This window comes from Flavobacterium sp. CECT 9288, assembly GCF_918731615.1.
In the GTDB taxonomy this organism is placed as follows: Bacteria; Bacteroidota; Bacteroidia; order Flavobacteriales; family Flavobacteriaceae; genus Flavobacterium.
This window is the reverse complement of record NZ_OU957226.1, coordinates 446,715-468,885: the sequence shown is the minus strand read 5'-3', so window position 1 is coordinate 468,885 and position 22,171 is coordinate 446,715. Positions and strand designations below refer to the sequence as shown.

The window sequence follows — 22,171 nt, the reverse complement described above, 5'->3', positions numbered from 1 at the left end:
GCTATTATTTTATTTTAAAAGCATTCTTTCCAGGAAAATAGGCAGATGTACCCAATTCTTCTTCAATGCGTAACAATTGGTTGTATTTTGCCATACGATCAGATCTAGATGCCGATCCTGTTTTAATTTGTCCACAGTTTAATGCTACAGCTAAGTCAGCAATAGTATTATCCTCTGTCTCTCCAGAACGGTGTGACATTACCGAGGTATACCCTGCATTCTTGGCCATATTTACAGCAGCAATCGTTTCTGTTAAAGTTCCAATTTGATTTACTTTAATCAAAATTGAATTTGCAATACCTTTTTCAATACCTGTTGACAAACGCTCTACATTAGTTACAAACAAATCATCCCCAACCAATTGCACTTTGTCACCTATTTTTTCGGTAAGCAATTTCCAACCGTCCCAATCGTTTTCATCCATACCATCCTCAATAGATATAATTGGATATTTAGCAACCAATTCGGCTAAATATTCAACTTGCTCAGCAGATGTTCTTACTTTACCTGTCTCACCTTCAAACTTTGAGTAATCGTATTTTCCGTTTACATAAAATTCTGCAGCAGCACAATCTAAAGCGATCATGATTTCATCGCCAAAAGAATAACCCGCAGCTTCAACTGCTTTTTTAATGGTATCCAAAGCATCCTCTGTTCCGCCAGCAAGATTTGGTGCAAAACCACCTTCATCCCCTACAGCTGTTGAAAGACCTCTATCATGTAAAACCTTTTTTAAACTATGAAAAATCTCCGTTCCCATTTGCATGGCTTGTGAAAAAGTAGTTGCTTTCACCGGGAAAATCATAAACTCTTGAAATGCAATAGGAGCATCAGAATGTGAACCTCCATTGATAATGTTCATCATTGGTACCGGTAAAGTATTCGCAGAAACACCACCCACGTAACGATATAATGGCAATCCAAGTTCATTTGCCGCTGCTTTGGCTACAGCCAAAGAAACACCAAGAATAGCATTGGCACCCAAACTAGATTTATTAGGAGTTCCGTCTAAGTCTATCATCATTTGATCAATCTGATTTTGTTCAAATACAGAAACACCAACAAGTTCTTCAGCAATTACAGTATTTACATTGTTCACTGCATTCATAACTCCTTTTCCAAGATACGCTTTACCACCATCTCGTAACTCAACAGCTTCATGCTCTCCGGTTGAAGCTCCTGATGGAACTGCAGCTCTACCCAATACACCATTATCTGTAATTACATCTACCTCAATAGTAGGGTTACCTCTTGAATCAAAAATTTGTCTCGCGTGAATTTTTATAATAATACTCATAAACTGAATTTTTTAAATTTTACATTACAAATATATTCTAAGTTTTGGAATGATTTTATGAAAATACTGAATGTTATTAACGAAAACGTTATAATTTGATTTCCAAAGAATCAATTTAATAACTAGAATAGCATAACAAGTCAAATTCTTGTATTTATAGTCTCTAACTGAATGTACGAAACAAGGAACGGGTTTGACTTTTTAAATGTCAAACCCGTTTCTTATTTATCAGCAAAAATTGAATCTATCTTTTTAAGTTATCAACAAATTGATCAAATAAGTAAGAAGAATCATGCGGTCCCGGACTAGCCTCAGGATGGTATTGAACTGAAAAACAATTCTTGTTTTTCATACGCATACCTGCAACCGTTCCGTCGTTAAGGTGTACATGTGTGATTTCCACCGCATCATTTGAGTCAAGATCTTCTTTACTAACTGCAAAACCATGATTTTGCGAAGTAATTTCACCTTTTCCAGTAATTAAGTTTTTAACAGGATGATTGATCCCTCTATGCCCATTAAACATTTTATAGGTCGAAATACCATTCGCCAAACCAATAATTTGGTGCCCTAAACATATACCGAATAAAGGAGCGTTAGCGTCTAAAATATCTTTAGCAACCTGAATAGCTCCTGCTAATGGTTCCGGATCTCCAGGTCCATTAGAAAGGAAATAACCGTCAGGATTGAAAGACTTTAAATCCTCAAAAGTGGCATCATATGGAAAGACTTTGATATAGCAATCTCTTTTAGCAAAATTGCGTAGAATATTTTTCTTAATACCTAAATCTAAAGCAGCAATTTTATATTTTGAATTTTCGTCTCCATAAAAATAAGGAACAGTCGTAGAAACTTTAGAAGCCAATTCTAATCCTTTCATATCAGGAACATTAGCCAAAGCTACTTTTAAATCTTCAAGCGGTGTTCCATCTGTACAAATCACAGCATTCATAGCTCCATTATCTCTGATATAGTTAACTAAAGCTCTCGTATCTACATCCGAAATACAGATCAAATTTTGCTTCTTAAAATAATCTTCCAAACTTTCTGAAGCATCTGATCGAGAATAATTGAAACTGAAATTCTTGCAAATCAAACCAGATATTTTGATAGATTCTGATTCTACTTCGTTTTCATTTACACCATAATTACCAATGTGAGCATTGGTAGTAACCATTAACTGTCCAAAATATGATGGATCAGTAAAAATCTCTTGATATCCAGTCATGCCCGTATTAAAGCAAACTTCTCCAAAAGTAGTTCCACTAATCCCGATTGATTTCCCATGAAAAATAGTTCCATCACTTAGTAAAAGGATTGCAGATTGTCGTGTTGTGTATTTCATTAGTATAGTGTTTGTGTAATATACTAACCTAAGTTAGCATGTATTGATAATAAATACTTCATAAAGAAGTACAACTATTCACCCCTTTATAACATCATTACAAAATTATAAAAAGGATAAAAAAAAAGGATAAACTATAAATAGCTTATCCTTGATTTTATTGAATCATTATTTTCATAATTACTCAGCAGTCTCAGTAGTAGAATCCGTTTCAGCAACAGGAGCTTCAGTAGCCTCATCAGCTTTTTTAGCTTTTCCACCACGACGGCTTTTAGCTTTTTTCACTTCTTTTTTACCACCATTGTAAAGTTCATTAAAATCAACAAGTTCGATCATTGCCATATCAGCATTATCTCCCAAACGATTTCCAACTTTAATGATACGTGTGTATCCACCTGGACGGTCTCCTACCTTAGCAGCTACGTCTCTGAATAAATCAGTTACAGCATATTTACTACGTAAGTAAGCAAAAACAATACGACGATTGTGAGTCGTATCCGCTTTAGATTTTGTTATTAATGGCTCAACAAATTGTTTAAGCGCTTTTGCTTTAGCAACAGTAGTATTAATACGTTTGTGCTCAATAAGAGAACAAGCCATATTAGCTAACATAGATTTTCTATGAGCTGTCTGTCTGCTTAAGTGATTGAATTTTTTTCCGTGTCTCATGACGTGTTTTTTTTAAACCTTCATCTTGCTACAATCCTCTTTGGAGAGCAAAATACGAAGTGGTTTATTCTTTATCTAATTTGTATTTTGCTAAATCCATACCGAAGTTTAAATTTTTAACTGCAACAAGTTCATCAAGTTCAGTTAAAGATTTTTTACCAAAATTTCGGAATTTCATTAAATCATTTTTATTGAAAGATACTAAATCACCAAGTGTATCAACTTCAGCCGCTTTCAAGCAATTTAATGCTCTAACAGAAAGATCCATATCAACAAGCTTAGTTTTAAGCAACTGTCTCATGTGTAATGACTCTTCATCATAAGATTCTGTTTGTGCAATTTCGTCAGCCTCGAGTGTAATTCTTTCATCAGAAAACAACATAAAGTGATGAATCAAAACTTTAGCTGCTTCAGTAAGCGCATCTTTAGGATTTATAGAACCATCAGTTTTAATTTCAAAAACTAATTTTTCATAATCTGTTTTTTGCTCTACACGGAAGTTTTCAATAGCATACTTTACATTTTTAACAGGCGTAAAAATAGAGTCTGTAAAAATAGTTCCTATTGCAGCATTCTGCTTCTTGTTTTCTTCAGCAGGAACATAACCTCTACCTTTTTCGATAGTTAAATCGAAATTTAGTTTGATTTTGCTATCTAAATTACAAATTACAAGATCTGGATTTAGAACTTGAAAACCTGAAATAAATTTTTGAAAATCACCAGCAGTTAACTGATCTTTACCTGAAACAGAAATAGTAACTGATTCATTATCTATATCTTCTATTTGACGTTTGAAACGTACTTGCTTAAGATTAAGTATAATTTCGGTAACGTCTTCAACAACTCCTGAAATAGTAGAAAACTCATGATCTACACCTTCAATACGAACAGATGTAATTGCATAACCTTCTAATGCAGAAAGCAAAACTCTTCTAAGTGCATTACCAACGGTCAATCCATATCCTGGTTCTAAAGGTCTAAATTCAAATTTACCTTCAAAATCGGTTGAATCGATCATGATAACTTTATCGGGCTTCTGAAAATTAAATATTGCCATAAATTTCGACTAAGTCAATTATTATTTGTTGTACAACTCTACGATTAATTGTTCTTTAATGTTTTCTGGAATTTGAAGTCTTGCAGGAACAGATACAAAAGTACCTTCTTTAAGATCGCTATTCCATGTAATCCATTCATAAACATGACTTGAATTAGATAAAGAACGTTCGATAGCCTCTAATGATTTAGATTTTTCACGAACAGCAACTTTATCACCAGGCTTAAGGTGGTAAGAAGGAATATTTACAACTTCACCATTAACGGTAACGTGTCTGTGAGAAACTATTTGACGAGCACCTCTTCTAGAAGGAGCAATACCCATTCTAAAAACAACGTTATCTAATCTTGCTTCACATAATTGTAATAAAACTTCACCAGTAACCCCTTTAGTAGCTGATGCTTTTTCGAATAAGTTTCTGAATTGTTTTTCTAAAATTCCATAAGAATATTTAGCTTTTTGCTTTTCCATTAACTGAACAGCATACTCAGACTTTTTTCCTCTTTTTTTAGCCATCCCGTGTTGTCCAGGAGGGTAATTTCTTTTTTCGAATGCTTTATCATCACCGAAAATTGCTTCGCCAAATTTACGAGCTATTCTTGTACTAGGACCAGTATATCTTGCCATTTTAAATTGTTTAAGATTGAGATTATGAATTCAGGTCAAATCCTTCGATAATCGAAATTCAATCTAGGTTATACTATAAATATTATTTTTGAGTATTATACTCTACGTCTTTTAGGAGGACGACATCCATTGTGAGGCATTGGAGTAACGTCAATAATTTCAGTAACTTCAATACCACCATTGTGTAAAGAACGAATTGCAGACTCACGTCCGTTTCCTGGTCCTTTTACATAAACTTTAACTTTTTTAAGTCCAGCTTCAAGAGCTACTTTACTACAATCTTCTGCCGCCATTTGAGCTGCGTACGGAGTATTCTTTTTAGAACCTCTGAAACCCATTTTACCAGCTGAAGACCATGAAATAACTTCACCTTTTTTATTAGTCAAAGAAATGATAATGTTATTGAAGGTAGCAGAAATATGAGCTTCACCCGTTGATTCAACGATAACTTTACGTTTTTTTGCTGTTGCTTTAGCCATATTACTTATTATTTAGTTGCTTTTTTCTTGTTAGCAACAGTTTTTCTTTTACCTTTTCTTGTTCTAGAGTTGTTCTTAGTTCTTTGTCCTCTTAAAGGAAGACCAGTTCTATGACGAATACCTCTGTAACATCCAATATCCATTAAACGTTTGATGTTTAAAGAAACTTCTGAACGCAATTCACCTTCAATTTTGAAAGTAGATACCGCGTCACGAATTGCTCCGATCTCTTCATCATTCCAATCTTGAACTTTTTTGTCTTGGCTAACTTGAGCTTTTTCTAAAATCTCAACAGCTCTACTTCTACCTAATCCGAAGATATAGGTTAGTGCAATAACACCTCTCTTATTTTTTGGGATATCTACCCCTGCTATTCTTGCCATAATTATCCTTGTCTTTGTTTAAATCTAGGATTCTTTTTGTTTATTACGTACAATCTCCCTTTTCTTCGCACAATTTTGCACTCGGGACTTCTCTTTTTTACTGAAGCTCTAACTTTCATTTTTGAATATCCTTTAATATCTATAAGTAATTCTCGCTTTTGACAAATCGTAAGGACTCATTTCTAGTTTCACCTTATCACCAGGTAATAATTTAATGTAATGCATACGCATTTTACCAGAAATATGTGCAATTACAATATGTCCATTCTCTAACTCTACACGGAACATTGCATTTGATAATGCTTCAATGATTGAACCGTCTTGTTCTATTGCTGATTGTTTTGCCATAAATTAAGCTACTGCTTTTCTATTTTTACCACTTTTCATTAATCCATCATAATGCTTATTCAACAAGTATGAATTGATTTGCTGTACAGTGTCAATGGCTACTCCAACCATAATAATTAATGAAGTACCTCCAAAAAACATTGCCCAAGATTGTTGAACATCCATTACGCTTACAATTATCGCAGGGAACACAGCGATCAAAGCAAGAAATATTGACCCAGGGAATGTGATTAAAGACATCACTTTATCAAGATAGTCAGAAGTCTCAACACCAGGTTTAACACCAGGAATAAAACCACCACTTCTCTTTAAATCATCAGACATTTTGTTTGTTGGAACCGTAATGGCTGTATAGAAAAATGTAAATACAATAATTAAAGTTGCAAATACAAAATTATACCAAAAACCAAACATGTTACTAAATGCACCCACTATTGACTGTGAAGTATCTGAATCAGATAAACCAGCTAAAGCAGCAGGAATAAACATAATTGCTTGCGCAAAAATAATTGGCATCACTCCAGAAGCATTAAGCTTCAAAGGTATCCACTGTCTATTACCATTCATCATGTCTTGTTCAAAATCACCTGATGTAGTACGTCTTGCGTATTGAACAGGTATCCTACGAACAGCCATAACTAATAGTACACAACTAATAATTACCAATAACCAAATAATAATTTCGATAACCAATAACATTGGCCCTCCATTGTTATTTGAAACTCTTGAAGTGAACTCTTGCATAAACGCCTGAGGCAATCTAGCAAGTATCCCTACCATGATCAATAAAGAAATACCATTACCAATTCCTTTGTCAGTAATCTTTTCACCAAGCCACATTGCAAAAATGGTACCTGTAACAAGAATTACAACAGAAGAGAATAAAAACTCAAAAGAATTAAAACCTAATAAAAAAGCATTACCAGGAAGAGTTCTATATAAGTTATAGATGTAGGTAGGACCTTGAACTAAAGTAATTCCAATTGTCAACCAACGTGTAATTTGATTTATTTTTTTTCTACCACTCTCTCCATCACTTTGTAGTTTTTGCAAATAAGGAATAGCAATTCCCATCAGCTGAACCACAATAGATGCAGAAATGTATGGCATAATCCCAAGTGCAAAAACAGAAGCTTGAGAAAATGCACCACCAGTAAACATGTCAAGAATTGAACCAATTCCTTCTTTGGTTTGTCCGGCTAAATTAGCCAATTGAGTTGCATCAATACCCGGTAAGGTCACTTGAGCACCAAAACGATAAACTAAAAGAAGACCAAAAGTAATTAGAATTCTATTTTTTAGTTCTTCAATTTTCCAAACATTACCTATTGATTCAATAAATTTCTTCATATTAACAGAAAATTACATTACTATAGCTTCTCCACCAGCAGCTTCAATAGCAGCTTTTGCAGTAGCAGTAAATTTGTGAGCGGTTACTTTTAATTTTGCTTTCAATTCACCTCTACCTAAAATCTTAACGATCTCATTTTTGGTAGCCAAACGGTTAGCAACATAAACTGACATATCAACGGTATCTTGAACAATTCCATTTTCAACTAAAAGTTGAAGAGTATCAAGATTAACACCTTCGTAATCTTTACGATTAATGTTTGTAAAACCAAACTTAGGTACACGTCTTTGAAGTGGCATTTGCCCTCCTTCAAAACCAATCTTTTTAGAATAACCAGAACGAGATTTTGCTCCTTTATGTCCTCTTGCAGAGGTACCACCTTTTCCAGAACCTTCTCCTCTACCTAATCTTTTGTTTTGATTGTGCGTAGAACCTTCAGCAGGTTGTAAGTTACTTAAATTCATAACAGTATTTGTTATTTAGCTTCTTCAACAGAAACTAAGTGTTTAACTTTATTTATCATACCAAGGATTGTAGGATTTGAATCATGCGCTACAACTTGTCCCATTTTACGTAGACCTAAAGCTTCTAATCCTCTTTTTTGTGAAAGTGGACAGTTGATTTTGCTTCTAACTTGTTTTACTAATAATTTAGCCATAATTTCCTTGTATTAACCTTTAAAAACTTTCTCTAAAGAAACACCTCTTTGTTTTGCAACAGTGTAAGCACTTCTCATTTGTAATAAAGCATCAAAAGTTGCTTTTACCACGTTGTGTGGATTTGAAGATCCTTGTGATTTTGAAAGTACATCATGTATACCAACTGATTCTAAAACTGAACGAACAGCTCCACCAGCAATAACTCCAGTACCATGAGATGCAGGAATTAAAAATACGCGTGCACCACCAAATTTACCTTTTTGTTCGTGAGGTACAGATTGACCATTTAAAGGGATCTTTACTAGATTTTTCTTAGCATCTTCTACTGCTTTAGCAATAGCCTCAGAAACATCTTTAGATTTACCTAAACCGTGACCAACAACACCGTTTTCATCACCTACAACTACAATAGCAGAAAAACCAAAAGCTCTACCACCCTTTGTAACTTTAGTAACACGATTTACACTCACCAAACGATCTTTTAATTCAAGACCACTAGGTTTTACCAACTCTACATTTTTGTATTTACTATTAGACATACTATATTAGAATTTAAGTCCAGCCGCTCTCGCGCCTTCTGCTAATGATTTAATACGCCCGTGATATAAGTAACCTCCTCTATCAAAAGTTACAACTTCTATCCCAGCTTTTAAAGCTTTTTCAGCAACTAATTTCCCAACTGCTGTAGCAACTTCAATATTCGTACCCTTACCTATTTCTTTTTCTCTTGAAGAAGCTGCTAGCAAAGTAACTCCGTTTACATCATCAATTAATTGAGCGTAAATTTCTTTGTTACTTCTAAAAACAGATAGTCTTGGATTAGTAGCAGTACCACTAATTGTCTTTCTAATTCTGAATCTAATTCTTTGTCTTCTTTCAGGTTTTGTTAATGACATAATCTTATTTTTTAAGCTGATTTACCTGCTTTTCTTCTTAATACTTCACCCACGAATTTAACTCCTTTTCCTTTGTATGGCTCTGGCTTACGGAAACCTCTAATTTTCGCAGCTACTTGTCCTAAAAGTTGTTTATCAAATGATGTTAACTTTACAATTGGGTTTTTACCTTTCTCAGATATAGTTTCTAAAGTAACTTCAGGAGCAATCTCTAAAATAATATTGTGTGAAAAACCAAGAGCTAAATCTAATTTTTGTCCTTGATTTGAAGCTCTATAACCAACTCCAACCAATTCTAATGATTTAGTAAAACCATCTGTAACACCAACTATCATGTTGTTGATAAGTGAACGATACAAACCATGTTTTGCTCTTTGATCCTTATGATCAGATGACCTGTCAACTTGAACTTGACCATCTTCAACTGTTACAGTAACGTCCGAAAACTCCTGAGTTAGTTGACCGTTTTTTCCCTTTACTGTAATAATTCCATTTGCTACTTCAACAGTAACACCTGCAGGAACTATTATAGGATTTTTACCTATTCTTGACATCTTATTATAGTCTTTAAATTAGTATACGTAACAAATTACTTCACCACCTACATTCAATTGCTTTGCTTGTTTACCAGTCATCAAACCTTTTGAAGTAGAAACAATAGCAATACCTAAACCATTTAAGATTCTTGGTATATTAGCAGAACTTGAATATTTACGTAAACCTGGTTTACTAATTCTCTGAATATCTTTGATTACAGACTCTTTAGTATCTTTATCATACTTCAAAGCGATTTTGATAGACCCCTGAACAGCGTTGTCTTCAAATTTGTAACTCAAAATATAACCTTGATCAAATAAGATCTTAGTTATTTCTTTTTTTAGATTAGATGCAGGAATTTCAACAACTTTGTGGTTTGCAGCCACAGCGTTACGAACTCTTGTCAAATAATCAGCAATAGGATCTGTATACATGTGTATTAATTTGCGGTCTTGGTTTTCAACAAACAATTTATTGAACCTTAAACCAATTTATAAATATTAAAGATACAGACTAAACAAATGTTAAGTCTGTATCTGAAAGCAAAACTATGCTATTACCAAGATGCTTTTTTTACACCAGGAATTAATCCGTTATTTGCCATTTCACGAAATGTAACACGTGAAATACCAAATTGACGCATATAACCTCTTGGTCTTCCAGTTAATTTACAACGATTGTGTAAACGAACAGGTGAAGCATTTTTTGGTAACTTTTGCAAACCTACGAAATCTCCAGCTTCTAACAAAGCTTTTCTTTTCTCTGCATACTTTGCAACCGTTTTTTCTCTCTTAACCTCACGGGCTTTCATTGATTCTTTAGCCATGTCTTAGTTCTTTTTAAAAGGTAAACCTAATTCTGTTAATAACGACTTAGCTTCTTTGTCAGTCTTTGCGGTAGTTACGAAGGTAATATCCATACCAGAGATTTTATTAACTTTGTCAATATCAATTTCTGGAAAAATAATTTGTTCTAAAACACCAAGGTTATAATTTCCTCTACCATCAAAACCTGTAGCTTTAATTCCGCTGAAATCTCTTACGCGAGGTAACGCAGAAGTAATAAGTCTATCAAGAAACTCATACATTCTTTCTCCACGCAAAGTAACTTTAGCACCAATTGGCATTCCTTTTCTCAATTTAAAAGACGCAACGTCTTTCTTAGAGATAGTTGAAACTGCTTTCTGTCCAGTGATCTTAGTTAACTCATCAACTGCATAGTCAATAAGTTTTTTATCAGATACAGCTGCACCAACTCCTTTACTTAAAACGATTTTGTCCAATTTAGGAACTTGCATTACGTTTACGTATCCGAATTCCTCTTTAAGAGCAGCAATTACTCTGCTCTTATATTCTTCTTTTAGTCTAGGTATATACGCCATTACTATAGTACTTGATTAGATTTTTTTGAAAATCTTACTTTCTTATCTCCTTCTACTCTAACCCCTACTCTTGTTGTTTCCTTAGTTTTAGGATCAATTAAAGAGATGTTAGATATTTGTATTGGAGCTTCTTTCTTTACAATACCACCTTGAGGGCTTTTTGCACTTGGTTTCGTATGCTTAGAAACCATATTAACACCTTCAACAATTGCTTTGTTCTTTTCACGATCAACGCTTAATACTTTACCTTCAGCACCTTTATGGTCTCCAGCAATTACTCTAACGATGTCACCTGATTTTATTTTTAGCTTTATCATCTTAAAACGAATTAAAGCACTTCTGGTGCTAATGATACAATTTTCATGAATTGTTTTTCACGAAGTTCTCTTGCTACCGGACCAAAAACACGAGTTCCTCTCATTTCACCAGCAGCATTCAATAATACGCAAGCGTTATCATCAAATCTAATGTATGAACCATCGGCTCTTCTTACTTCTTTTTTGGTACGTACAACAACTGCAGTTGAAACAGCTCCTTTTTTAACGCTTCCGTTTGGAGCAGTATCTTTGATAGAAACTACAATCTTGTCACCAACAGAGGCATACCTTCTTTTGGTACCTCCTAAAACACGGATAGTTAAAACTTCCTTTGCTCCAGTGTTATCTGCTACTTTTAGTCTTGATTCTTGTTGTACCATAATTATTTAGCTCTTTCTAAGATTTCAACTAACCTCCAACATTTTGTTTTACTTAAAGGACGAGTCTCGCTAATCCTTACAGTATCTCCAACGTTACAGTCGTTCATTTCGTCGTGTGCGTGATACTTTTTAGTTTTCAACACGAACTTACCGTATAATGGGTGTTTTACTTTACGAACTTCAGCAACAACAATAGATTTATCCATTTTGTCTGAAGTTACAACACCAATTCTCTCTTTTCTTAAATTTCTTTTTTCTTCCATCTTTCAGCAGACTACAGTTATTGTCTTTTAGTAAGTTCAGTAGCTAATCTTGCAACAGTTCTTCTCACACCTCTAATTTGAAGTGGATTCTCAATTGGTGAAATAGCGTGAGCCATTTTAAGATCAGCATATGTTTTCTTAGTCTGGCTAAGTTTCTCTTGCAACTCTGCTGCAGAAAGATTTTTTATTTCTGATTGTTTCATAATATAGTATAAATTATGCTTCGAAATCTCTTGCAACAACAAATTTAGTTTTTACTGGAAGCTTTTGTGCTGCTAGACGTAACGCCTCTTTAGCAACTGACAAAGGTACTCCTCCAACTTCAAACATAATTCTTCCGGGTTTAACAACGGCTGCCCAGTATTCAACTGCACCTTTACCTTTACCCATACGTACCTCAAGAGGTTTCTTTGTGATTGGTTTGTCTGGAAATATTTTAATCCATAATTGTCCCTCTCTTTTCATAAAACGAGTGGCAGCAATACGAGCTGCTTCTATTTGACGAGAAGTTAAAAACATTCCATCTTCATGTACAGATTTAATACCAAACATTCCATTAGAAAGTTCATGCCCTCTTTGAGAGTTCCCTTTCATTTTACCTTTCTGTACCTTACGGTATTTTGTTCTTTTAGGCTGTAACATTTTTCTTTACTTTAAAAATTACTTTCGTTTACGAGCGTCTGGTTTTCCACCTTTGTTAAAAGGTTTTCTATCTCCTCTAGGAGAATCACCACCTTTACCTCCAGCACCAGATTGTTTTTTGTCCATTCCGGCTAGTGGAGAAAGATCTCTCTTTCCATAAACTTCACCTTTCATGATCCATACTTTGATACCCATTCTACCATAAGTAGTATGAGCTTCAGCCAAAGCATAATCAATATCAGCTCTGAAAGTTGATAGAGGAATTCTACCTTCTTTGAAACCCTCTGAACGAGCCATCTCAGCACCATTCAAACGACCCGAAATCAAAACTTTGATACCTTCTGCGTTCATACGCATAGAAGCAGCAATAGCCATTTTGATTGCACGTCTGTAAGAAATTCTGCTTTCGATTTGACGACAGATGCTTGTAGCAACTAGATACGCGTCAAGTTCAGGTCTTTTAATTTCAAAGATGTTAATTTGAACCTCTTTGTCAGTAATTTTCTTAAGTTCTTCTTTTAACTTGTCTACCTCTTGTCCACCTTTACCGATAATAATACCAGGTCTAGCAGTAGTGATAGTAACGGTTACAAGTTTTAAAGTTCTCTCGATTATTACTTTTGATACACTAGCTTTTGATAAACGAGCATGGATGTACTTTCTGATTTTGTGATCTTCGGCAAGTTTATCACCGTAATCATTTCCACCATACCAGTTTGAGTCCCATCCTCTGATGATACCAAGTCTGTTTCCAATTGGATTTGTCTTTTGTCCCATGCTGCTTAAGAATTGCTTTGTGTGTTATTGATAGCCCCTAACACGATTGTAACGTGATTAGAACGTTTTCTTATTCTATGTGCTCTTCCTTGTGGAGCTGGACGAAGTCTTTTCAACATCATACCACCATCTACACGGATTTCCTTAACAAATAAACCAGCTTCTTCCATATTAGCTTCAGGGTTTTTTGCTTGCCAGTTAGCAATTACAGATAAAACCAATTTTTCTAATTTTCTTGAAGCTTCTTTAGAACTAAATCTTAGTATGTTAAGTGCTCTTTCTACCTTCTGACCTCTTACTAGATCTGCTACTAAGCGCATTTTTCTAGGTGAAGTAGGGCAGTTATTTAACTTTGCGAAGGCCAAAGACTTATTTGCCTCTTTTCTTGCATCTGCTGTTTCTCTTTTACGAACTCCCATTGCTTCTTATTTTTTACCTTTATTTTTTGCTCCAGCATGACCTCTAAAAGATCTAGTTGGTGAAAATTCTCCTAATTTGTGACCTACCATGTTTTCAGTTACATAAACCGGTACAAATTGACGACCGTTGTGAACTGCAATAGTTTGTCCAACAAAATCTGGAGTAATCATAGAAGCTCTAGACCAAGTCTTAACCACTCCTTTATTTCCACCTGCAATATTTTCTTGAACTTTTTTGTCTAATTTATAATGAACAAAAGGTCCTTTTTTTAATGAACGTGCCATATCTTATTATTTCTTTCTACGTTCTACGATATACTTGTTACTCGGGTTTTTCTTAGAACGTGTTCTATAACCTTTTGCTGGTATTCCATTTCTTGAACGTGGATGTCCACCAGAAGAACGTCCTTCACCACCTCCCATTGGGTGATCTACAGGGTTCATTGCTACAGGTCTTGTTCTAGGTCTTCTACCTAACCATCTAGTTCTACCAGCTTTACCAGAAACAACTAATTGATGATCAGAGTTAGATACTGCTCCAATTGTTGCAGAACAAGTTAACAAAATCAATCTTGTTTCACCTGAAGGCATTTTAATTGTAGCGTATTTACCATCTCTTGCCATTAATTGAGCAAAAGTTCCAGCAGAACGTGCAATAACTGCACCTTGACCAGGTCTCAATTCAATACAAGAAATTACAGTTCCTAGCGGAACTCTACTTAAAGGTAAAGTATTACCAATCTCAGGTTGAGACTCTGGACCTGAAACAAGTTTCTGACCAACTTTCAATCCGTTTTGAGCGATAATATAAGTTTTCTCACCATCAGCATAAGCTAATAAAGCGATAAATGCAGTTCTGTTTGGATCATATTCGATTGATTTTACCGTAGCAGGAATTCCTTCTTTAGTACGTTTAAAATCAATAATACGATATCTCTGCTTGTGACCACCACCCGTATAACGCATGGTCATCTTTCCCTGACTATTTCTACCACCAGAGTTTTTTATCGGCGCTATCAAAGAGCGTTCCGGCTTATCAGTTGTAATGGCGTCATAACCATTCACAACTCTAAATCGCTGACCTGGGGTAATAGGTTTTAATTTTCTTACTGACATTTTATCTTAGATATTGTTGTAAAAATCAATTGTTTCTCCTTCTTGTACTTGAACAATCGCTTTTTTAATTGCATTTGTCTTTCCACTGATTAAACCACTTTTAGTGTATTTAGTAGTTCTATCTGGTCTCACATTCATTGTGTTAACACTAACAATAGTTACACCATAAGCAGCCTCAACAGCTTTCTTAATTTGAACTTTGTTTGCTTTTCTGTCAACAACGAATCCGAAGCGATTTAAAACTTCACTTTCTTTGGTTACTTTTTCCGTTACTATAGGCTTAATAATGATGCTCATACCCTATTATTTACTTAAATTTTCTTCAATTATCTCCAAAGAACTCTCTAAAAGTACTAAATTATTAGCGTTTAATATAGCATAAGTACTTAATTCTAAGCTACTTACAACGCTAGAGCTTTTCAAATTACGTGACGACAAATATACATTTTTATTTGAATCACCCAATACAAAAAGGGATTTTTTATTCTCTAACTCTAAAGCTTTCAAAACGTTGATGAAATTTTTAGTGTTTGGAGTTTCAAAATTAAAGTCTTCAAGAACGATAATGTTTGACTCTTTAGCTTTGATAGAAAAAGCAGATTTTCTAGCTAAACGCTTTAAGTTTTTATTCAATTTGAAAGAATAACTTCTTGGTCTTGGACCAAAAACAGTTCCCCCGCCTTTAAATAAAGGGTTTTTAGCACTACCAGCACGGGCTGTACCTGTACCTTTTTGCTTTTTTATCTTACGAGTACTTCCCGCTACTTCAGCTCTTTCTTTAGCTTTGTGCGTTCCTTGTCTTTGATTAGCAAGATATTGCTTTACATCAAGATATACTGCGTGATTGTTTGGCTCTATACCAAATACTGAATCAGAAAGTTGCACTTTTCTTCCAGTATCTTTTCCGTTGAAATCTAATACTTTTGCTTCCATTACTTCTGAATGATTACATAAGAGTTGTTATGACCAGGAACACATCCTTTAATAACAAGTAGGTTCTTTTCAGCCACTACTTTTAAAACTCTAAGGTTTTGAACTTTTACATTGTCTCCTCCCATACGTCCAGCCATACGCATTCCTTTGAATACTCTAGATGGATAAGAAGAAGCTCCCACAGAACCTGGCGCTCTTAAACGGTTGTGCTGACCGTGAGTTGCTTGACCAACACCACCAAAACCGTGACGTTTTACAACCCCTTGGAAACCTTTACCTTTAGATACACCTTGTACATCTACAAATTCACCTTCAGCAAAAATAGAAACATCAATAAGATCTCCTAATTTTTGTTCAGTTGCAAAATCTTGGAATTCAACGACTTTTTTCTTAGCTACAGTTCCAGCTTTTTTAAAGTGACCTAAAGCCGCTTTTGTGGAATGTTTCTCGTTTTTGTCATCGAAACCTAGTTGCAACGCTTCGTACCCGTCAACACCTTTGGTTCTGACTTGGGTAACAACACATGGACCTGCTTCGATTACCGTACAAGGAATATTCTTCCCGTTTTCGTCGAAAATACTAGTCATGCCGATTTTTCTACCAATTAACCCAGACATAAATATTAATTATTAATTACTAAAACTCCCTTCAATTTAAAAACAACAGCTGTTCTCAAACAGGGAGTGCAAAAGTATACATTAAAATCGAATATACCAAACAGTTACAAAAATTAAATAACTCATTATCAAAAAACAAACTTTTCGAAATTAAATAATCAATAGATCCATCATACAACACATAATTAGATTGATGCTATATTCAAGAATTAAATACTAAAAAATATTCTATGAGAATATCCAATATAATATGCTCATACCTTATAAATCAAAACATTTGGCTTTATTCCAAAAAAAAAGCGGAACAAAATGTTCCGCTTTATAATAAAAATATACTTATACTTTAATTTCAACTTCTACTCCACTAGGCAATTCTAGTTTCATCAAAGCATCAATAGTTTTTGAAGAAGAAGAGTAAATATCAATCAATCTCTTGTAAGACATTACTTCAAACTGCTCTCTAGCTTTCTTGTTTACGTGCGGTGAACGCAATACTGTAAACAATTTTTTGTGAGTTGGCAACGGAATAGGACCAGTTACAACAGCACCAGTAGTTTTTACTGTTTTTACAATCTTCTCAGCAGACTTGTCTACTAACATGTGATCGTAAGATTTTAATTTTATTCTGATTTTTTGACTCATTTTCTTAAAGATTAAGCGTTTCCTTTTGCTTTTTTAATTACTGCTTCTGAAATATTAGAAGGCGTCTCTGCATAGTGAGAGAATTCCATTGTAGAAGTTGCTCTACCAGAAGATAACGTCCTTAATGTTGTAACATATCCAAACATCTCTGATAAAGGTACATCTGCCTTAATAGTTTTCGCACCATTTCTATCTCCCATGTCACTCACCTGACCTCTACGACGGTTAATATCACCAACGATATCTCCCATGTTCTCTTCTGGTGTAATAACCTCCATTTTCATGATTGGCTCTAAAATTACAGCACCAGCAGCTTTCGCTACCTCTCTATAACCCATTCTTGCTGCTAACTCAAAAGAAAGCGCATCAGAATCCACAGGGTGGAAAGATCCGTCTAATAAAGTAACCTTTAAACTATCTACTTGATATCCTGCTAAAGGACCTTGTTTCATTGCTTCACGGAAACCTTTTTCAACTGAAGGAATATATTCTTTAGGTACATTACCACCTTTAACAGCGTTAATAAATTGCAAACCTACAGGAACTTTACCATCAACTTCATCAGCTGGCTCCAATAAAAATACGATATCACCGAATTTACCACGACCTCCAGATTGTTTCTTGTAAGTTTCTCTGTGTTGCGCTGATTTTGTAAACGCTTCCTTGTATTCAACTTGAGGCTCACCTTGGTTTACTTCAACTTTAAATTCACGCTTCATACGATCTACCAAGATATCTAAGTGAAGCTCACCCATACCAGAAATAATCGTTTGCCCAGAAGCTTCATCAGTTCTAACAGTAAAGGTTGGATCCTCTTCAGCTAATTTAGCCAAAGCCATACCCATTTTATCTACGTCAGCCTTAGTTTTAGGCTCGATAGCAATACCAATTACTGGCGCAGGGAATTTCATTGACTCAAGAATAATTGGGTGTTTTTCATCACACAATGTATCTCCAGTTTTGATATCTTTAAATCCAACTGCCGCTCCAATATCCCCAGCCTCGATATACTCAATTGGGTTTTGTTTGTTTGCGTGCATTTGGTAGATACGAGAAATTCTTTCTTTGTTTCCAGAACGAGTGTTCAGAACATAAGAACCAGCATCTAAACGTCCTGAATAAGCACGGAAGAAAGCTAAACGACCTACGAATGGGTCAGTAGCAATTTTAAATGCCAAAGCAGCGAAAGGCTCTTTAACATCTGGCTTACGCAAGATTTTTGTTTGATCTTCTTCTAAAAGTTCAGCATCATCAGGATGAATCCCTTCAATACCTTCTTTATCCATTGGAGATGGCAAGTATTTACATACTGCATCTAACATGAATTGAACTCCTTTATTTTTGAAAGATGAACCAGCAATCATAGGAATAATTGCCATATCCATTACAGCTGCTCTTAAAGCGATGTTGATTTCTTCTTCCGTGATAGAATCTGGATCTTCCATATACTTATCAAGCAAGTTTTCATCATAATCAGCAACTGCCTCAATAAGGATATCTCTATACTCTTTTACTTCATCAACCATATCAGCAGGAATATCAACAACTTCATAAGTTGCTCCCATTCCAGCATCATCCCAAACAATAGCTTGGTTTCTTACTAAATCTACAACACCTTTAAAATCATTTTCTTCACCAATTGGCAAAGTGATTGCAACTGCGTTTGATTTTAACATATCTCTTACTTGCTGACATACTGCCAAGAAGTTAGAACCTTGTCTATCCATTTTATTAACAAAACCAATACGAGGAACTCTATATTGATCAGCTAATCTCCAGTTCGTTTCTGATTGAGGCTCAACACCATCAACAGCACTAAACAAGAATACTAAACCATCAAGTACACGCAAAGAACGATTTACTTCAACTGTAAAGTCAACGTGTCCTGGAGTATCAATGATATTAAAGTGATAAGGCAAGGTCTCAGGTAAAATCTTACCTTGAGTAGTTGGAAAATTCCATTCACAAGTTGTAGCTGCAGATGTAATAGTAATACCTCTTTCTTGCTCTTGTGCCATCCAGTCCATTGTTGCAGCACCATCATGCACTTCACCAATTTTATGTGATTTTCCTGTATAGAATAATATACGCTCCGTTGTTGTTGTTTTACCAGCATCAATGTGAGCAGCAATACCTATGTTTCTTGTATATTTAAGTTCTCTAGCCATTTCTTAAGGATTAAAATCTAAAGTGAGAGAAAGCTTTGTTAGCTTCAGCCATTTTGTGAGTATCCATTCTTTTCTTAACAGCAGCACCTTCCTCTTTAGCAGCAGCTAAACACTCTGATGCTAATCTTTGAGCCATTGATTTTTCGTTTCTTCTTCTTGAATAAAGAATTAACCATTTCATCGCCATAGAAATTTTTCTATCTGGACGAATTTGCATTGGAATTTGAAATGTAGCTCCACCCACTCTACGTGAACGAACTTCTACGTGAGGCATAACGTTTGTTAATGCATCTTTCCAAATTTCTAATGATGGTTTTTCAGCATCTTGTTTTTTAGATTCAATAATGTCAATTGCATCATAAAATACTTTAAACGCTGTAGATTTTTTTCCATCCCACATTAAGTTGTTTACAAAACGTGTTACCAGTTGGTCATTAAACCTTGGATCTGGTAAAAGTGGTCTTTTCTTTGCCGCTCTTTTTCTCATGTCTTTTTTTTAATTTGTTGTCATTAACACATAACTTAGTTATAGAATTAAAAATTCTAAATTAGTTACAAGCAATTAACTTTTTAAATTACTTTTTTGCTTCCTTTGGGCGTTTAGCTCCGTACTTAGATCTTCTTTGCGTTCTTCCTGCTACTCCTGACGTATCAAGTGCACCACGAACGATGTGATATCTAACTCCTGGTAAATCTTTTACCCTTCCACCCCTAACTAATACTATCGAGTGCTCTTGTAAATTGTGTCCTTCACCTGGGATGTAAGCATTCACTTCATTACCATTTGTCAAACGTACACGCGCTACTTTACGCATTGCAGAGTTTGGTTTTTTTGGTGTTGTAGTGTAAACACGCGTACAAACCCCTCTTCTTTGAGGACAAGAATCTAAAGCAACCGATTTACTCTTCTTAGTTATCTGAGTTCTTCCTGTTCTTACTAATTGTTGAATTGTTGGCATAATTAATACTAAAAATTTCTTATTATATTAAATTCCCGCTTTTTACGGGGTTGCAAATGTAGAAAATATTTTTTACTCTACAAACGTTAAACTATTAATTTTCAATTAGATTATTTAGAACTTTGAAAATCATTACAAAGATCTCATATTTGTATCACTAAATTTGCACAATGAGCAATAAAAAAAAAAAACTTCTTTTATTTATATTTCTAATATTAGAAAGCTCATGTTACGCTCAAGAGTTTCGATTACAAATCATTGGGAATTCAAAAGAAGAAACCAAAATAATAGACTCCTTAAATTACCAAACCAAACATAAAAATGTAAGTTCTATAAATGATGAAGTAGAAAACTTTCTCAAAAAAGCTTCTTTTATAGGTTATATTGAAGTAAAAACATTTCAACTAATTAAAATTAACGACTCTACTTTTCAAAAAAAAATTAATTTAGAACAAAGAATTAAAAAAATCATCTTAACCATTCCAGATCTTGAAACAATAGGGTTATTAAGACTACAAAAAAATACAATTGAAATTCCTTATCCTGAAATCGAGACATTTCTAATTCAAACGATACACTTATTACAGGATAACGGATATGTTTTTGCAAAAGCAAAACTCAAAAACATAATTCGACAGCAATCTCTTTTACTTGCTGAATTAGACATTCAAAAAAACTCCACCCGAAACATCAATGCAATAGTCATAAAACAGGAAGAAAAAAATAAATTCCCAAGAGGTCATCTAAGTCAAATAAACCGAAAATATAAAAACAAACTATTTAATTTAAAAAGTCTTGAACAAATCCATTCTGATTTTAATAAACTCAACTTTGTCAATCAAATAAAATACCCTGAATTTTTAGTAACCAAAGATACAACCAAGGTATATGTGTATCTAGAAAAGAAAAATTCGAATACATTTGATGGATTTATTGGCTTTAGCAATAACGAAAGTCGTTTTACACTAAATGGCTACTTAGACATACAACTTGAAAATATTTTAAATAAAGGAGAACAAATACAAATATTTTGGAAGAGCGACGGCAATGATCAAAAAACATTCAAAGCGAGTTTAGCTTTACCCTATCTTTTTAATTCTCCGATAGGAATTCAAACAGACTTAAAAATTTTCAGGCAGGATAGCACTTTTCAGAATACAAAAACAACTTTAGGCTTAAATTATAGATTAAAAAACAATTCTGAAATAAAGTTAGGATACCATTCCACACAGTCCAGCGTAATTCAAAACAGCAATTCCAACTTAAATGGCTTTAATAACAATTTCATCACAATAGGATTTGAAAATAAAGATCTCTTAATAAGAAAAAATAGTTTTACACCTCGATTTAGCTTTTATGCTTTACTGGGAGCTGGCAAAAGATTCATAGAAACAGAATCAAAACCGATCAAACAAATTCAAATAGAGATTAAAAACATTATTCACTTAGAAATTAACACCAAAAACTCCTTTCACATTAACAATCATAACTATTATCTTAGTAGTAAGATATATGTAGAAAATGAGCTGTATCGTTTTGGAGGATTTAAAAGCGTACGAGGTTTTAGAGAAAACAGCCTTTCAGCTTTTTTGTCATCTACATTTATAACAGAATACCGTTATGCATTGACTAGTAAGTTTTATGTTCACACCATTGCAGATTTAGCTTATTTCAAAACCAATACACTCAATGTTACAAGAAACAACCAACTGATAGGCGTTGGCTTAGGTTTAGGCGCACAAACAAAAAACGGACTACTACGTATTGCAGTTGCAAGTGGTGCTTTAAATTCTCAGAGAATTAAAACTGAAAACGGAATCATGCATCTAAGCTACAACATCACATTCTAAATTTTAACATTTTAAAACGATTTTTCATTAGGAATGTTAAGATAATATTAAGATGTTTG

Annotated in this window: 35 protein-coding genes; 1 reads left to right on the top strand and 34 read right to left on the bottom strand. The window is 34.3% G+C overall.

All coding sequences use genetic code 11. The features are described 5' to 3' along the window. Nucleotides 1–4: 4 nt before the first annotated feature. The 34 genes from eno to rpsL all read right to left on the bottom strand — a co-directional run bounded on the left by eno (nucleotide 5) and on the right by rpsL (nucleotide 20,262). Entirely contained in the window at nucleotides 5–1,297 is a 1,293-nt protein-coding gene (gene eno / locus LQ189_RS02110; protein WP_158729282.1) for a phosphopyruvate hydratase, read from the bottom strand. A 244-nt stretch (nucleotides 1,298–1,541) separates the two neighbouring features. Then, nucleotides 1,542–2,642, bottom strand: a complete 1,101-nt coding sequence (gene carA, locus LQ189_RS02105; RefSeq protein WP_086452746.1) for a glutamine-hydrolyzing carbamoyl-phosphate synthase small subunit — start codon at nucleotides 2,640–2,642, stop codon at nucleotides 1,542–1,544. 180 nt (nucleotides 2,643–2,822) lie between these two features. Continuing rightward, on the bottom strand, nucleotides 2,823–3,311 hold the full coding sequence (rplQ, locus tag LQ189_RS02100) for a 50S ribosomal protein L17 (protein WP_086452747.1): 489 nt from the start codon (nucleotides 3,309–3,311) through the stop codon (nucleotides 2,823–2,825). A gap of 64 nt (nucleotides 3,312–3,375) precedes the next feature. Then, nucleotides 3,376–4,368, bottom strand: a complete 993-nt coding sequence (locus tag LQ189_RS02095) for a DNA-directed RNA polymerase subunit alpha (RefSeq protein ID WP_086452748.1) — start codon at nucleotides 4,366–4,368, stop codon at nucleotides 3,376–3,378. 21 nt (nucleotides 4,369–4,389) lie between these two features. Beyond that, nucleotides 4,390–4,995, bottom strand: coding sequence for a 30S ribosomal protein S4 (gene rpsD / locus LQ189_RS02090; protein WP_086452749.1), 606 nt, complete (start codon nucleotides 4,993–4,995; stop codon nucleotides 4,390–4,392). Between the two features lie 95 nt (nucleotides 4,996–5,090). Then, nucleotides 5,091–5,474 carry a 30S ribosomal protein S11 gene (gene rpsK / locus LQ189_RS02085; RefSeq protein ID WP_024981527.1) on the bottom strand — a complete coding sequence of 128 codons (384 nt, stop codon included), beginning with the start codon at nucleotides 5,472–5,474 and terminating at the stop codon, nucleotides 5,091–5,093. A gap of 8 nt (nucleotides 5,475–5,482) precedes the next feature. After that, a complete protein-coding gene (rpsM, locus tag LQ189_RS02080) occupies nucleotides 5,483–5,857 on the bottom strand; it encodes a 30S ribosomal protein S13 (RefSeq protein ID WP_086452750.1) in 375 nt (124 codons plus the stop codon). A 2-nt stretch (nucleotides 5,858–5,859) separates the two neighbouring features. Beyond that, a complete protein-coding gene (gene ykgO / locus LQ189_RS02075) occupies nucleotides 5,860–5,976 on the bottom strand; it encodes a type B 50S ribosomal protein L36 (protein WP_008992256.1) in 117 nt (38 codons plus the stop codon). A gap of 13 nt (nucleotides 5,977–5,989) precedes the next feature. Beyond that, nucleotides 5,990–6,205 (bottom strand): translation initiation factor IF-1, encoded by a 216-nt coding sequence (gene infA, locus LQ189_RS02070; protein ID WP_007136545.1) that lies wholly within the window; start codon nucleotides 6,203–6,205, stop codon nucleotides 5,990–5,992. Nucleotides 6,206–6,208: 3 nt separating this feature from the next. Further along, complete coding sequence (gene secY, locus LQ189_RS02065) at nucleotides 6,209–7,555, bottom strand: preprotein translocase subunit SecY (RefSeq protein WP_086452751.1); 1,347 nt, start codon at nucleotides 7,553–7,555, stop codon at nucleotides 6,209–6,211. A 12-nt stretch (nucleotides 7,556–7,567) separates the two neighbouring features. Next, on the bottom strand, nucleotides 7,568–8,020 hold the full coding sequence (gene rplO / locus LQ189_RS02060) for a 50S ribosomal protein L15 (protein ID WP_086452752.1): 453 nt from the start codon (nucleotides 8,018–8,020) through the stop codon (nucleotides 7,568–7,570). Between the two features lie 11 nt (nucleotides 8,021–8,031). Further along, complete coding sequence (gene rpmD, locus LQ189_RS02055) at nucleotides 8,032–8,214, bottom strand: 50S ribosomal protein L30 (RefSeq protein WP_086452753.1); 183 nt, start codon at nucleotides 8,212–8,214, stop codon at nucleotides 8,032–8,034. Between the two features lie 12 nt (nucleotides 8,215–8,226). Beyond that, nucleotides 8,227–8,754 (bottom strand): 30S ribosomal protein S5, encoded by a 528-nt coding sequence (gene rpsE / locus LQ189_RS02050; RefSeq protein ID WP_035668102.1) that lies wholly within the window; start codon nucleotides 8,752–8,754, stop codon nucleotides 8,227–8,229. Between the two features lie 6 nt (nucleotides 8,755–8,760). Beyond that, nucleotides 8,761–9,111, bottom strand: coding sequence for a 50S ribosomal protein L18 (gene rplR / locus LQ189_RS02045; protein WP_086452754.1), 351 nt, complete (start codon nucleotides 9,109–9,111; stop codon nucleotides 8,761–8,763). Nucleotides 9,112–9,122: 11 nt separating this feature from the next. After that, complete coding sequence (gene rplF / locus LQ189_RS02040; RefSeq protein ID WP_086452755.1) at nucleotides 9,123–9,665, bottom strand: 50S ribosomal protein L6; 543 nt, start codon at nucleotides 9,663–9,665, stop codon at nucleotides 9,123–9,125. An 18-nt stretch (nucleotides 9,666–9,683) separates the two neighbouring features. Beyond that, nucleotides 9,684–10,082 carry a 30S ribosomal protein S8 gene (gene rpsH, locus LQ189_RS02035; RefSeq protein ID WP_086452756.1) on the bottom strand — a complete coding sequence of 133 codons (399 nt, stop codon included), beginning with the start codon at nucleotides 10,080–10,082 and terminating at the stop codon, nucleotides 9,684–9,686. 122 nt (nucleotides 10,083–10,204) lie between these two features. After that, a complete protein-coding gene (gene rpsN / locus LQ189_RS02030) occupies nucleotides 10,205–10,474 on the bottom strand; it encodes a 30S ribosomal protein S14 (protein WP_026707007.1) in 270 nt (89 codons plus the stop codon). A gap of 3 nt (nucleotides 10,475–10,477) precedes the next feature. Then, nucleotides 10,478–11,029: a 50S ribosomal protein L5 gene (gene rplE / locus LQ189_RS02025; RefSeq protein ID WP_086452757.1), complete on the bottom strand. Its 552-nt coding sequence runs from the start codon at nucleotides 11,027–11,029 to the stop codon at nucleotides 10,478–10,480. A gap of 2 nt (nucleotides 11,030–11,031) precedes the next feature. Further along, nucleotides 11,032–11,346 (bottom strand): 50S ribosomal protein L24, encoded by a 315-nt coding sequence (gene rplX / locus LQ189_RS02020; protein ID WP_086452758.1) that lies wholly within the window; start codon nucleotides 11,344–11,346, stop codon nucleotides 11,032–11,034. Nucleotides 11,347–11,357: 11 nt separating this feature from the next. Continuing rightward, a complete protein-coding gene (gene rplN / locus LQ189_RS02015) occupies nucleotides 11,358–11,726 on the bottom strand; it encodes a 50S ribosomal protein L14 (protein ID WP_026717863.1) in 369 nt (122 codons plus the stop codon). A gap of 2 nt (nucleotides 11,727–11,728) precedes the next feature. Beyond that, entirely contained in the window at nucleotides 11,729–11,989 is a 261-nt protein-coding gene (rpsQ, locus tag LQ189_RS02010; protein ID WP_086452759.1) for a 30S ribosomal protein S17, read from the bottom strand. 17 nt (nucleotides 11,990–12,006) lie between these two features. Further along, entirely contained in the window at nucleotides 12,007–12,192 is a 186-nt protein-coding gene (gene rpmC / locus LQ189_RS02005; RefSeq protein WP_086452760.1) for a 50S ribosomal protein L29, read from the bottom strand. A gap of 13 nt (nucleotides 12,193–12,205) precedes the next feature. Further along, entirely contained in the window at nucleotides 12,206–12,631 is a 426-nt protein-coding gene (rplP, locus tag LQ189_RS02000) for a 50S ribosomal protein L16 (protein ID WP_007803637.1), read from the bottom strand. A gap of 18 nt (nucleotides 12,632–12,649) precedes the next feature. Then, complete coding sequence (gene rpsC, locus LQ189_RS01995) at nucleotides 12,650–13,408, bottom strand: 30S ribosomal protein S3 (protein ID WP_035668118.1); 759 nt, start codon at nucleotides 13,406–13,408, stop codon at nucleotides 12,650–12,652. 5 nt (nucleotides 13,409–13,413) lie between these two features. Further along, a complete protein-coding gene (rplV, locus tag LQ189_RS01990; RefSeq protein ID WP_035668120.1) occupies nucleotides 13,414–13,827 on the bottom strand; it encodes a 50S ribosomal protein L22 in 414 nt (137 codons plus the stop codon). Between the two features lie 6 nt (nucleotides 13,828–13,833). Continuing rightward, nucleotides 13,834–14,112, bottom strand: a complete 279-nt coding sequence (gene rpsS, locus LQ189_RS01985) for a 30S ribosomal protein S19 (protein ID WP_007136562.1) — start codon at nucleotides 14,110–14,112, stop codon at nucleotides 13,834–13,836. Between the two features lie 6 nt (nucleotides 14,113–14,118). After that, nucleotides 14,119–14,943: a 50S ribosomal protein L2 gene (gene rplB / locus LQ189_RS01980; protein WP_144893902.1), complete on the bottom strand. Its 825-nt coding sequence runs from the start codon at nucleotides 14,941–14,943 to the stop codon at nucleotides 14,119–14,121. Between the two features lie 6 nt (nucleotides 14,944–14,949). Then, the gene (gene rplW, locus LQ189_RS01975) at nucleotides 14,950–15,240 is read right to left on the bottom strand and encodes a 50S ribosomal protein L23 (protein WP_073370568.1); all 291 of its coding nucleotides are present in this window, start codon (nucleotides 15,238–15,240) and stop codon (nucleotides 14,950–14,952) included. Between the two features lie 6 nt (nucleotides 15,241–15,246). After that, nucleotides 15,247–15,876: a 50S ribosomal protein L4 gene (rplD, locus tag LQ189_RS01970; RefSeq protein WP_144893904.1), complete on the bottom strand. Its 630-nt coding sequence runs from the start codon at nucleotides 15,874–15,876 to the stop codon at nucleotides 15,247–15,249. Continuing rightward, entirely contained in the window at nucleotides 15,876–16,493 is a 618-nt protein-coding gene (gene rplC, locus LQ189_RS01965; protein WP_072945403.1) for a 50S ribosomal protein L3, read from the bottom strand. The genes rplD and rplC overlap by 1 nt, the downstream gene beginning before the upstream one ends. A 336-nt stretch (nucleotides 16,494–16,829) precedes the next feature. Then, the gene (gene rpsJ / locus LQ189_RS01960) at nucleotides 16,830–17,135 is read right to left on the bottom strand and encodes a 30S ribosomal protein S10 (RefSeq protein WP_007803605.1); all 306 of its coding nucleotides are present in this window, start codon (nucleotides 17,133–17,135) and stop codon (nucleotides 16,830–16,832) included. A gap of 11 nt (nucleotides 17,136–17,146) precedes the next feature. Beyond that, the gene (gene fusA / locus LQ189_RS01955; RefSeq protein ID WP_086452764.1) at nucleotides 17,147–19,303 is read right to left on the bottom strand and encodes an elongation factor G; all 2,157 of its coding nucleotides are present in this window, start codon (nucleotides 19,301–19,303) and stop codon (nucleotides 17,147–17,149) included. A gap of 10 nt (nucleotides 19,304–19,313) precedes the next feature. After that, nucleotides 19,314–19,790 (bottom strand): 30S ribosomal protein S7, encoded by a 477-nt coding sequence (gene rpsG / locus LQ189_RS01950; RefSeq protein ID WP_035668130.1) that lies wholly within the window; start codon nucleotides 19,788–19,790, stop codon nucleotides 19,314–19,316. 88 nt (nucleotides 19,791–19,878) lie between these two features. Beyond that, nucleotides 19,879–20,262 (bottom strand): 30S ribosomal protein S12, encoded by a 384-nt coding sequence (rpsL, locus tag LQ189_RS01945; RefSeq protein WP_007136570.1) that lies wholly within the window; start codon nucleotides 20,260–20,262, stop codon nucleotides 19,879–19,881. Nucleotides 20,263–20,432: 170 nt separating this feature from the next. Between rpsL and LQ189_RS01940 the strand changes: the two genes are divergently transcribed. After that, on the top strand, nucleotides 20,433–22,112 hold the full coding sequence (locus tag LQ189_RS01940) for a hypothetical protein (RefSeq protein ID WP_230154047.1): 1,680 nt from the start codon (nucleotides 20,433–20,435) through the stop codon (nucleotides 22,110–22,112). The last annotated feature ends 59 nt before the right edge of the window (nucleotides 22,113–22,171 follow it).

What these genes read in the sequence shown, in the direction of transcription:
- eno (WP_158729282.1), bottom strand. Translation starts at nt 1,297, where the DNA reads ATGAGTATTATTATAAAAATTCACGCGAGACAAATTTTTGATTCAAGA.
- carA (WP_086452746.1), bottom strand. Translation starts at nt 2,642, where the DNA reads ATGAAATACACAACACGACAATCTGCAATCCTTTTACTAAGTGATGGA.
- rplQ (WP_086452747.1), bottom strand. Translation starts at nt 3,311, where the DNA reads ATGAGACACGGAAAAAAATTCAATCACTTAAGCAGACAGACAGCTCAT.
- LQ189_RS02095 (WP_086452748.1), bottom strand. Translation starts at nt 4,368, where the DNA reads ATGGCAATATTTAATTTTCAGAAGCCCGATAAAGTTATCATGATCGAT.
- rpsD (WP_086452749.1), bottom strand. Translation starts at nt 4,995, where the DNA reads ATGGCAAGATATACTGGTCCTAGTACAAGAATAGCTCGTAAATTTGGC.
- rpsK (WP_024981527.1), bottom strand. Translation starts at nt 5,474, where the DNA reads ATGGCTAAAGCAACAGCAAAAAAACGTAAAGTTATCGTTGAATCAACG.
- rpsM (WP_086452750.1), bottom strand. Translation starts at nt 5,857, where the DNA reads ATGGCAAGAATAGCAGGGGTAGATATCCCAAAAAATAAGAGAGGTGTT.
- ykgO (WP_008992256.1), bottom strand. Translation starts at nt 5,976, where the DNA reads ATGAAAGTTAGAGCTTCAGTAAAAAAGAGAAGTCCCGAGTGCAAAATT.
- infA (WP_007136545.1), bottom strand. Translation starts at nt 6,205, where the DNA reads ATGGCAAAACAATCAGCAATAGAACAAGACGGTTCAATCATTGAAGCA.
- secY (WP_086452751.1), bottom strand. Translation starts at nt 7,555, where the DNA reads ATGAAGAAATTTATTGAATCAATAGGTAATGTTTGGAAAATTGAAGAA.
- rplO (WP_086452752.1), bottom strand. Translation starts at nt 8,020, where the DNA reads ATGAATTTAAGTAACTTACAACCTGCTGAAGGTTCTACGCACAATCAA.
- rpmD (WP_086452753.1), bottom strand. Translation starts at nt 8,214, where the DNA reads ATGGCTAAATTATTAGTAAAACAAGTTAGAAGCAAAATCAACTGTCCA.
- rpsE (WP_035668102.1), bottom strand. Translation starts at nt 8,754, where the DNA reads ATGTCTAATAGTAAATACAAAAATGTAGAGTTGGTAAAACCTAGTGGT.
- rplR (WP_086452754.1), bottom strand. Translation starts at nt 9,111, where the DNA reads ATGTCATTAACAAAACCTGAAAGAAGACAAAGAATTAGATTCAGAATT.
- rplF (WP_086452755.1), bottom strand. Translation starts at nt 9,665, where the DNA reads ATGTCAAGAATAGGTAAAAATCCTATAATAGTTCCTGCAGGTGTTACT.
- rpsH (WP_086452756.1), bottom strand. Translation starts at nt 10,082, where the DNA reads ATGTATACAGATCCTATTGCTGATTATTTGACAAGAGTTCGTAACGCT.
- rpsN (WP_026707007.1), bottom strand. Translation starts at nt 10,474, where the DNA reads ATGGCTAAAGAATCAATGAAAGCCCGTGAGGTTAAGAGAGAAAAAACG.
- rplE (WP_086452757.1), bottom strand. Translation starts at nt 11,029, where the DNA reads ATGGCGTATATACCTAGACTAAAAGAAGAATATAAGAGCAGAGTAATT.
- rplX (WP_086452758.1), bottom strand. Translation starts at nt 11,346, where the DNA reads ATGATAAAGCTAAAAATAAAATCAGGTGACATCGTTAGAGTAATTGCT.
- rplN (WP_026717863.1), bottom strand. Translation starts at nt 11,726, where the DNA reads ATGGTACAACAAGAATCAAGACTAAAAGTAGCAGATAACACTGGAGCA.
- rpsQ (WP_086452759.1), bottom strand. Translation starts at nt 11,989, where the DNA reads ATGGAAGAAAAAAGAAATTTAAGAAAAGAGAGAATTGGTGTTGTAACT.
- rpmC (WP_086452760.1), bottom strand. Translation starts at nt 12,192, where the DNA reads ATGAAACAATCAGAAATAAAAAATCTTTCTGCAGCAGAGTTGCAAGAG.
- rplP (WP_007803637.1), bottom strand. Translation starts at nt 12,631, where the DNA reads ATGTTACAGCCTAAAAGAACAAAATACCGTAAGGTACAGAAAGGTAAA.
- rpsC (WP_035668118.1), bottom strand. Translation starts at nt 13,408, where the DNA reads ATGGGACAAAAGACAAATCCAATTGGAAACAGACTTGGTATCATCAGA.
- rplV (WP_035668120.1), bottom strand. Translation starts at nt 13,827, where the DNA reads ATGGGAGTTCGTAAAAGAGAAACAGCAGATGCAAGAAAAGAGGCAAAT.
- rpsS (WP_007136562.1), bottom strand. Translation starts at nt 14,112, where the DNA reads ATGGCACGTTCATTAAAAAAAGGACCTTTTGTTCATTATAAATTAGAC.
- rplB (WP_144893902.1), bottom strand. Translation starts at nt 14,943, where the DNA reads ATGTCAGTAAGAAAATTAAAACCTATTACCCCAGGTCAGCGATTTAGA.
- rplW (WP_073370568.1), bottom strand. Translation starts at nt 15,240, where the DNA reads ATGAGCATCATTATTAAGCCTATAGTAACGGAAAAAGTAACCAAAGAA.
- rplD (WP_144893904.1), bottom strand. Translation starts at nt 15,876, where the DNA reads ATGGAAGCAAAAGTATTAGATTTCAACGGAAAAGATACTGGAAGAAAA.
- rplC (WP_072945403.1), bottom strand. Translation starts at nt 16,493, where the DNA reads ATGTCTGGGTTAATTGGTAGAAAAATCGGCATGACTAGTATTTTCGAC.
- rpsJ (WP_007803605.1), bottom strand. Translation starts at nt 17,135, where the DNA reads ATGAGTCAAAAAATCAGAATAAAATTAAAATCTTACGATCACATGTTA.
- fusA (WP_086452764.1), bottom strand. Translation starts at nt 19,303, where the DNA reads ATGGCTAGAGAACTTAAATATACAAGAAACATAGGTATTGCTGCTCAC.
- rpsG (WP_035668130.1), bottom strand. Translation starts at nt 19,790, where the DNA reads ATGAGAAAAAGAGCGGCAAAGAAAAGACCACTTTTACCAGATCCAAGG.
- rpsL (WP_007136570.1), bottom strand. Translation starts at nt 20,262, where the DNA reads ATGCCAACAATTCAACAATTAGTAAGAACAGGAAGAACTCAGATAACT.
- LQ189_RS01940 (WP_230154047.1), top strand. Translation starts at nt 20,433, where the DNA reads ATGAGCAATAAAAAAAAAAAACTTCTTTTATTTATATTTCTAATATTA.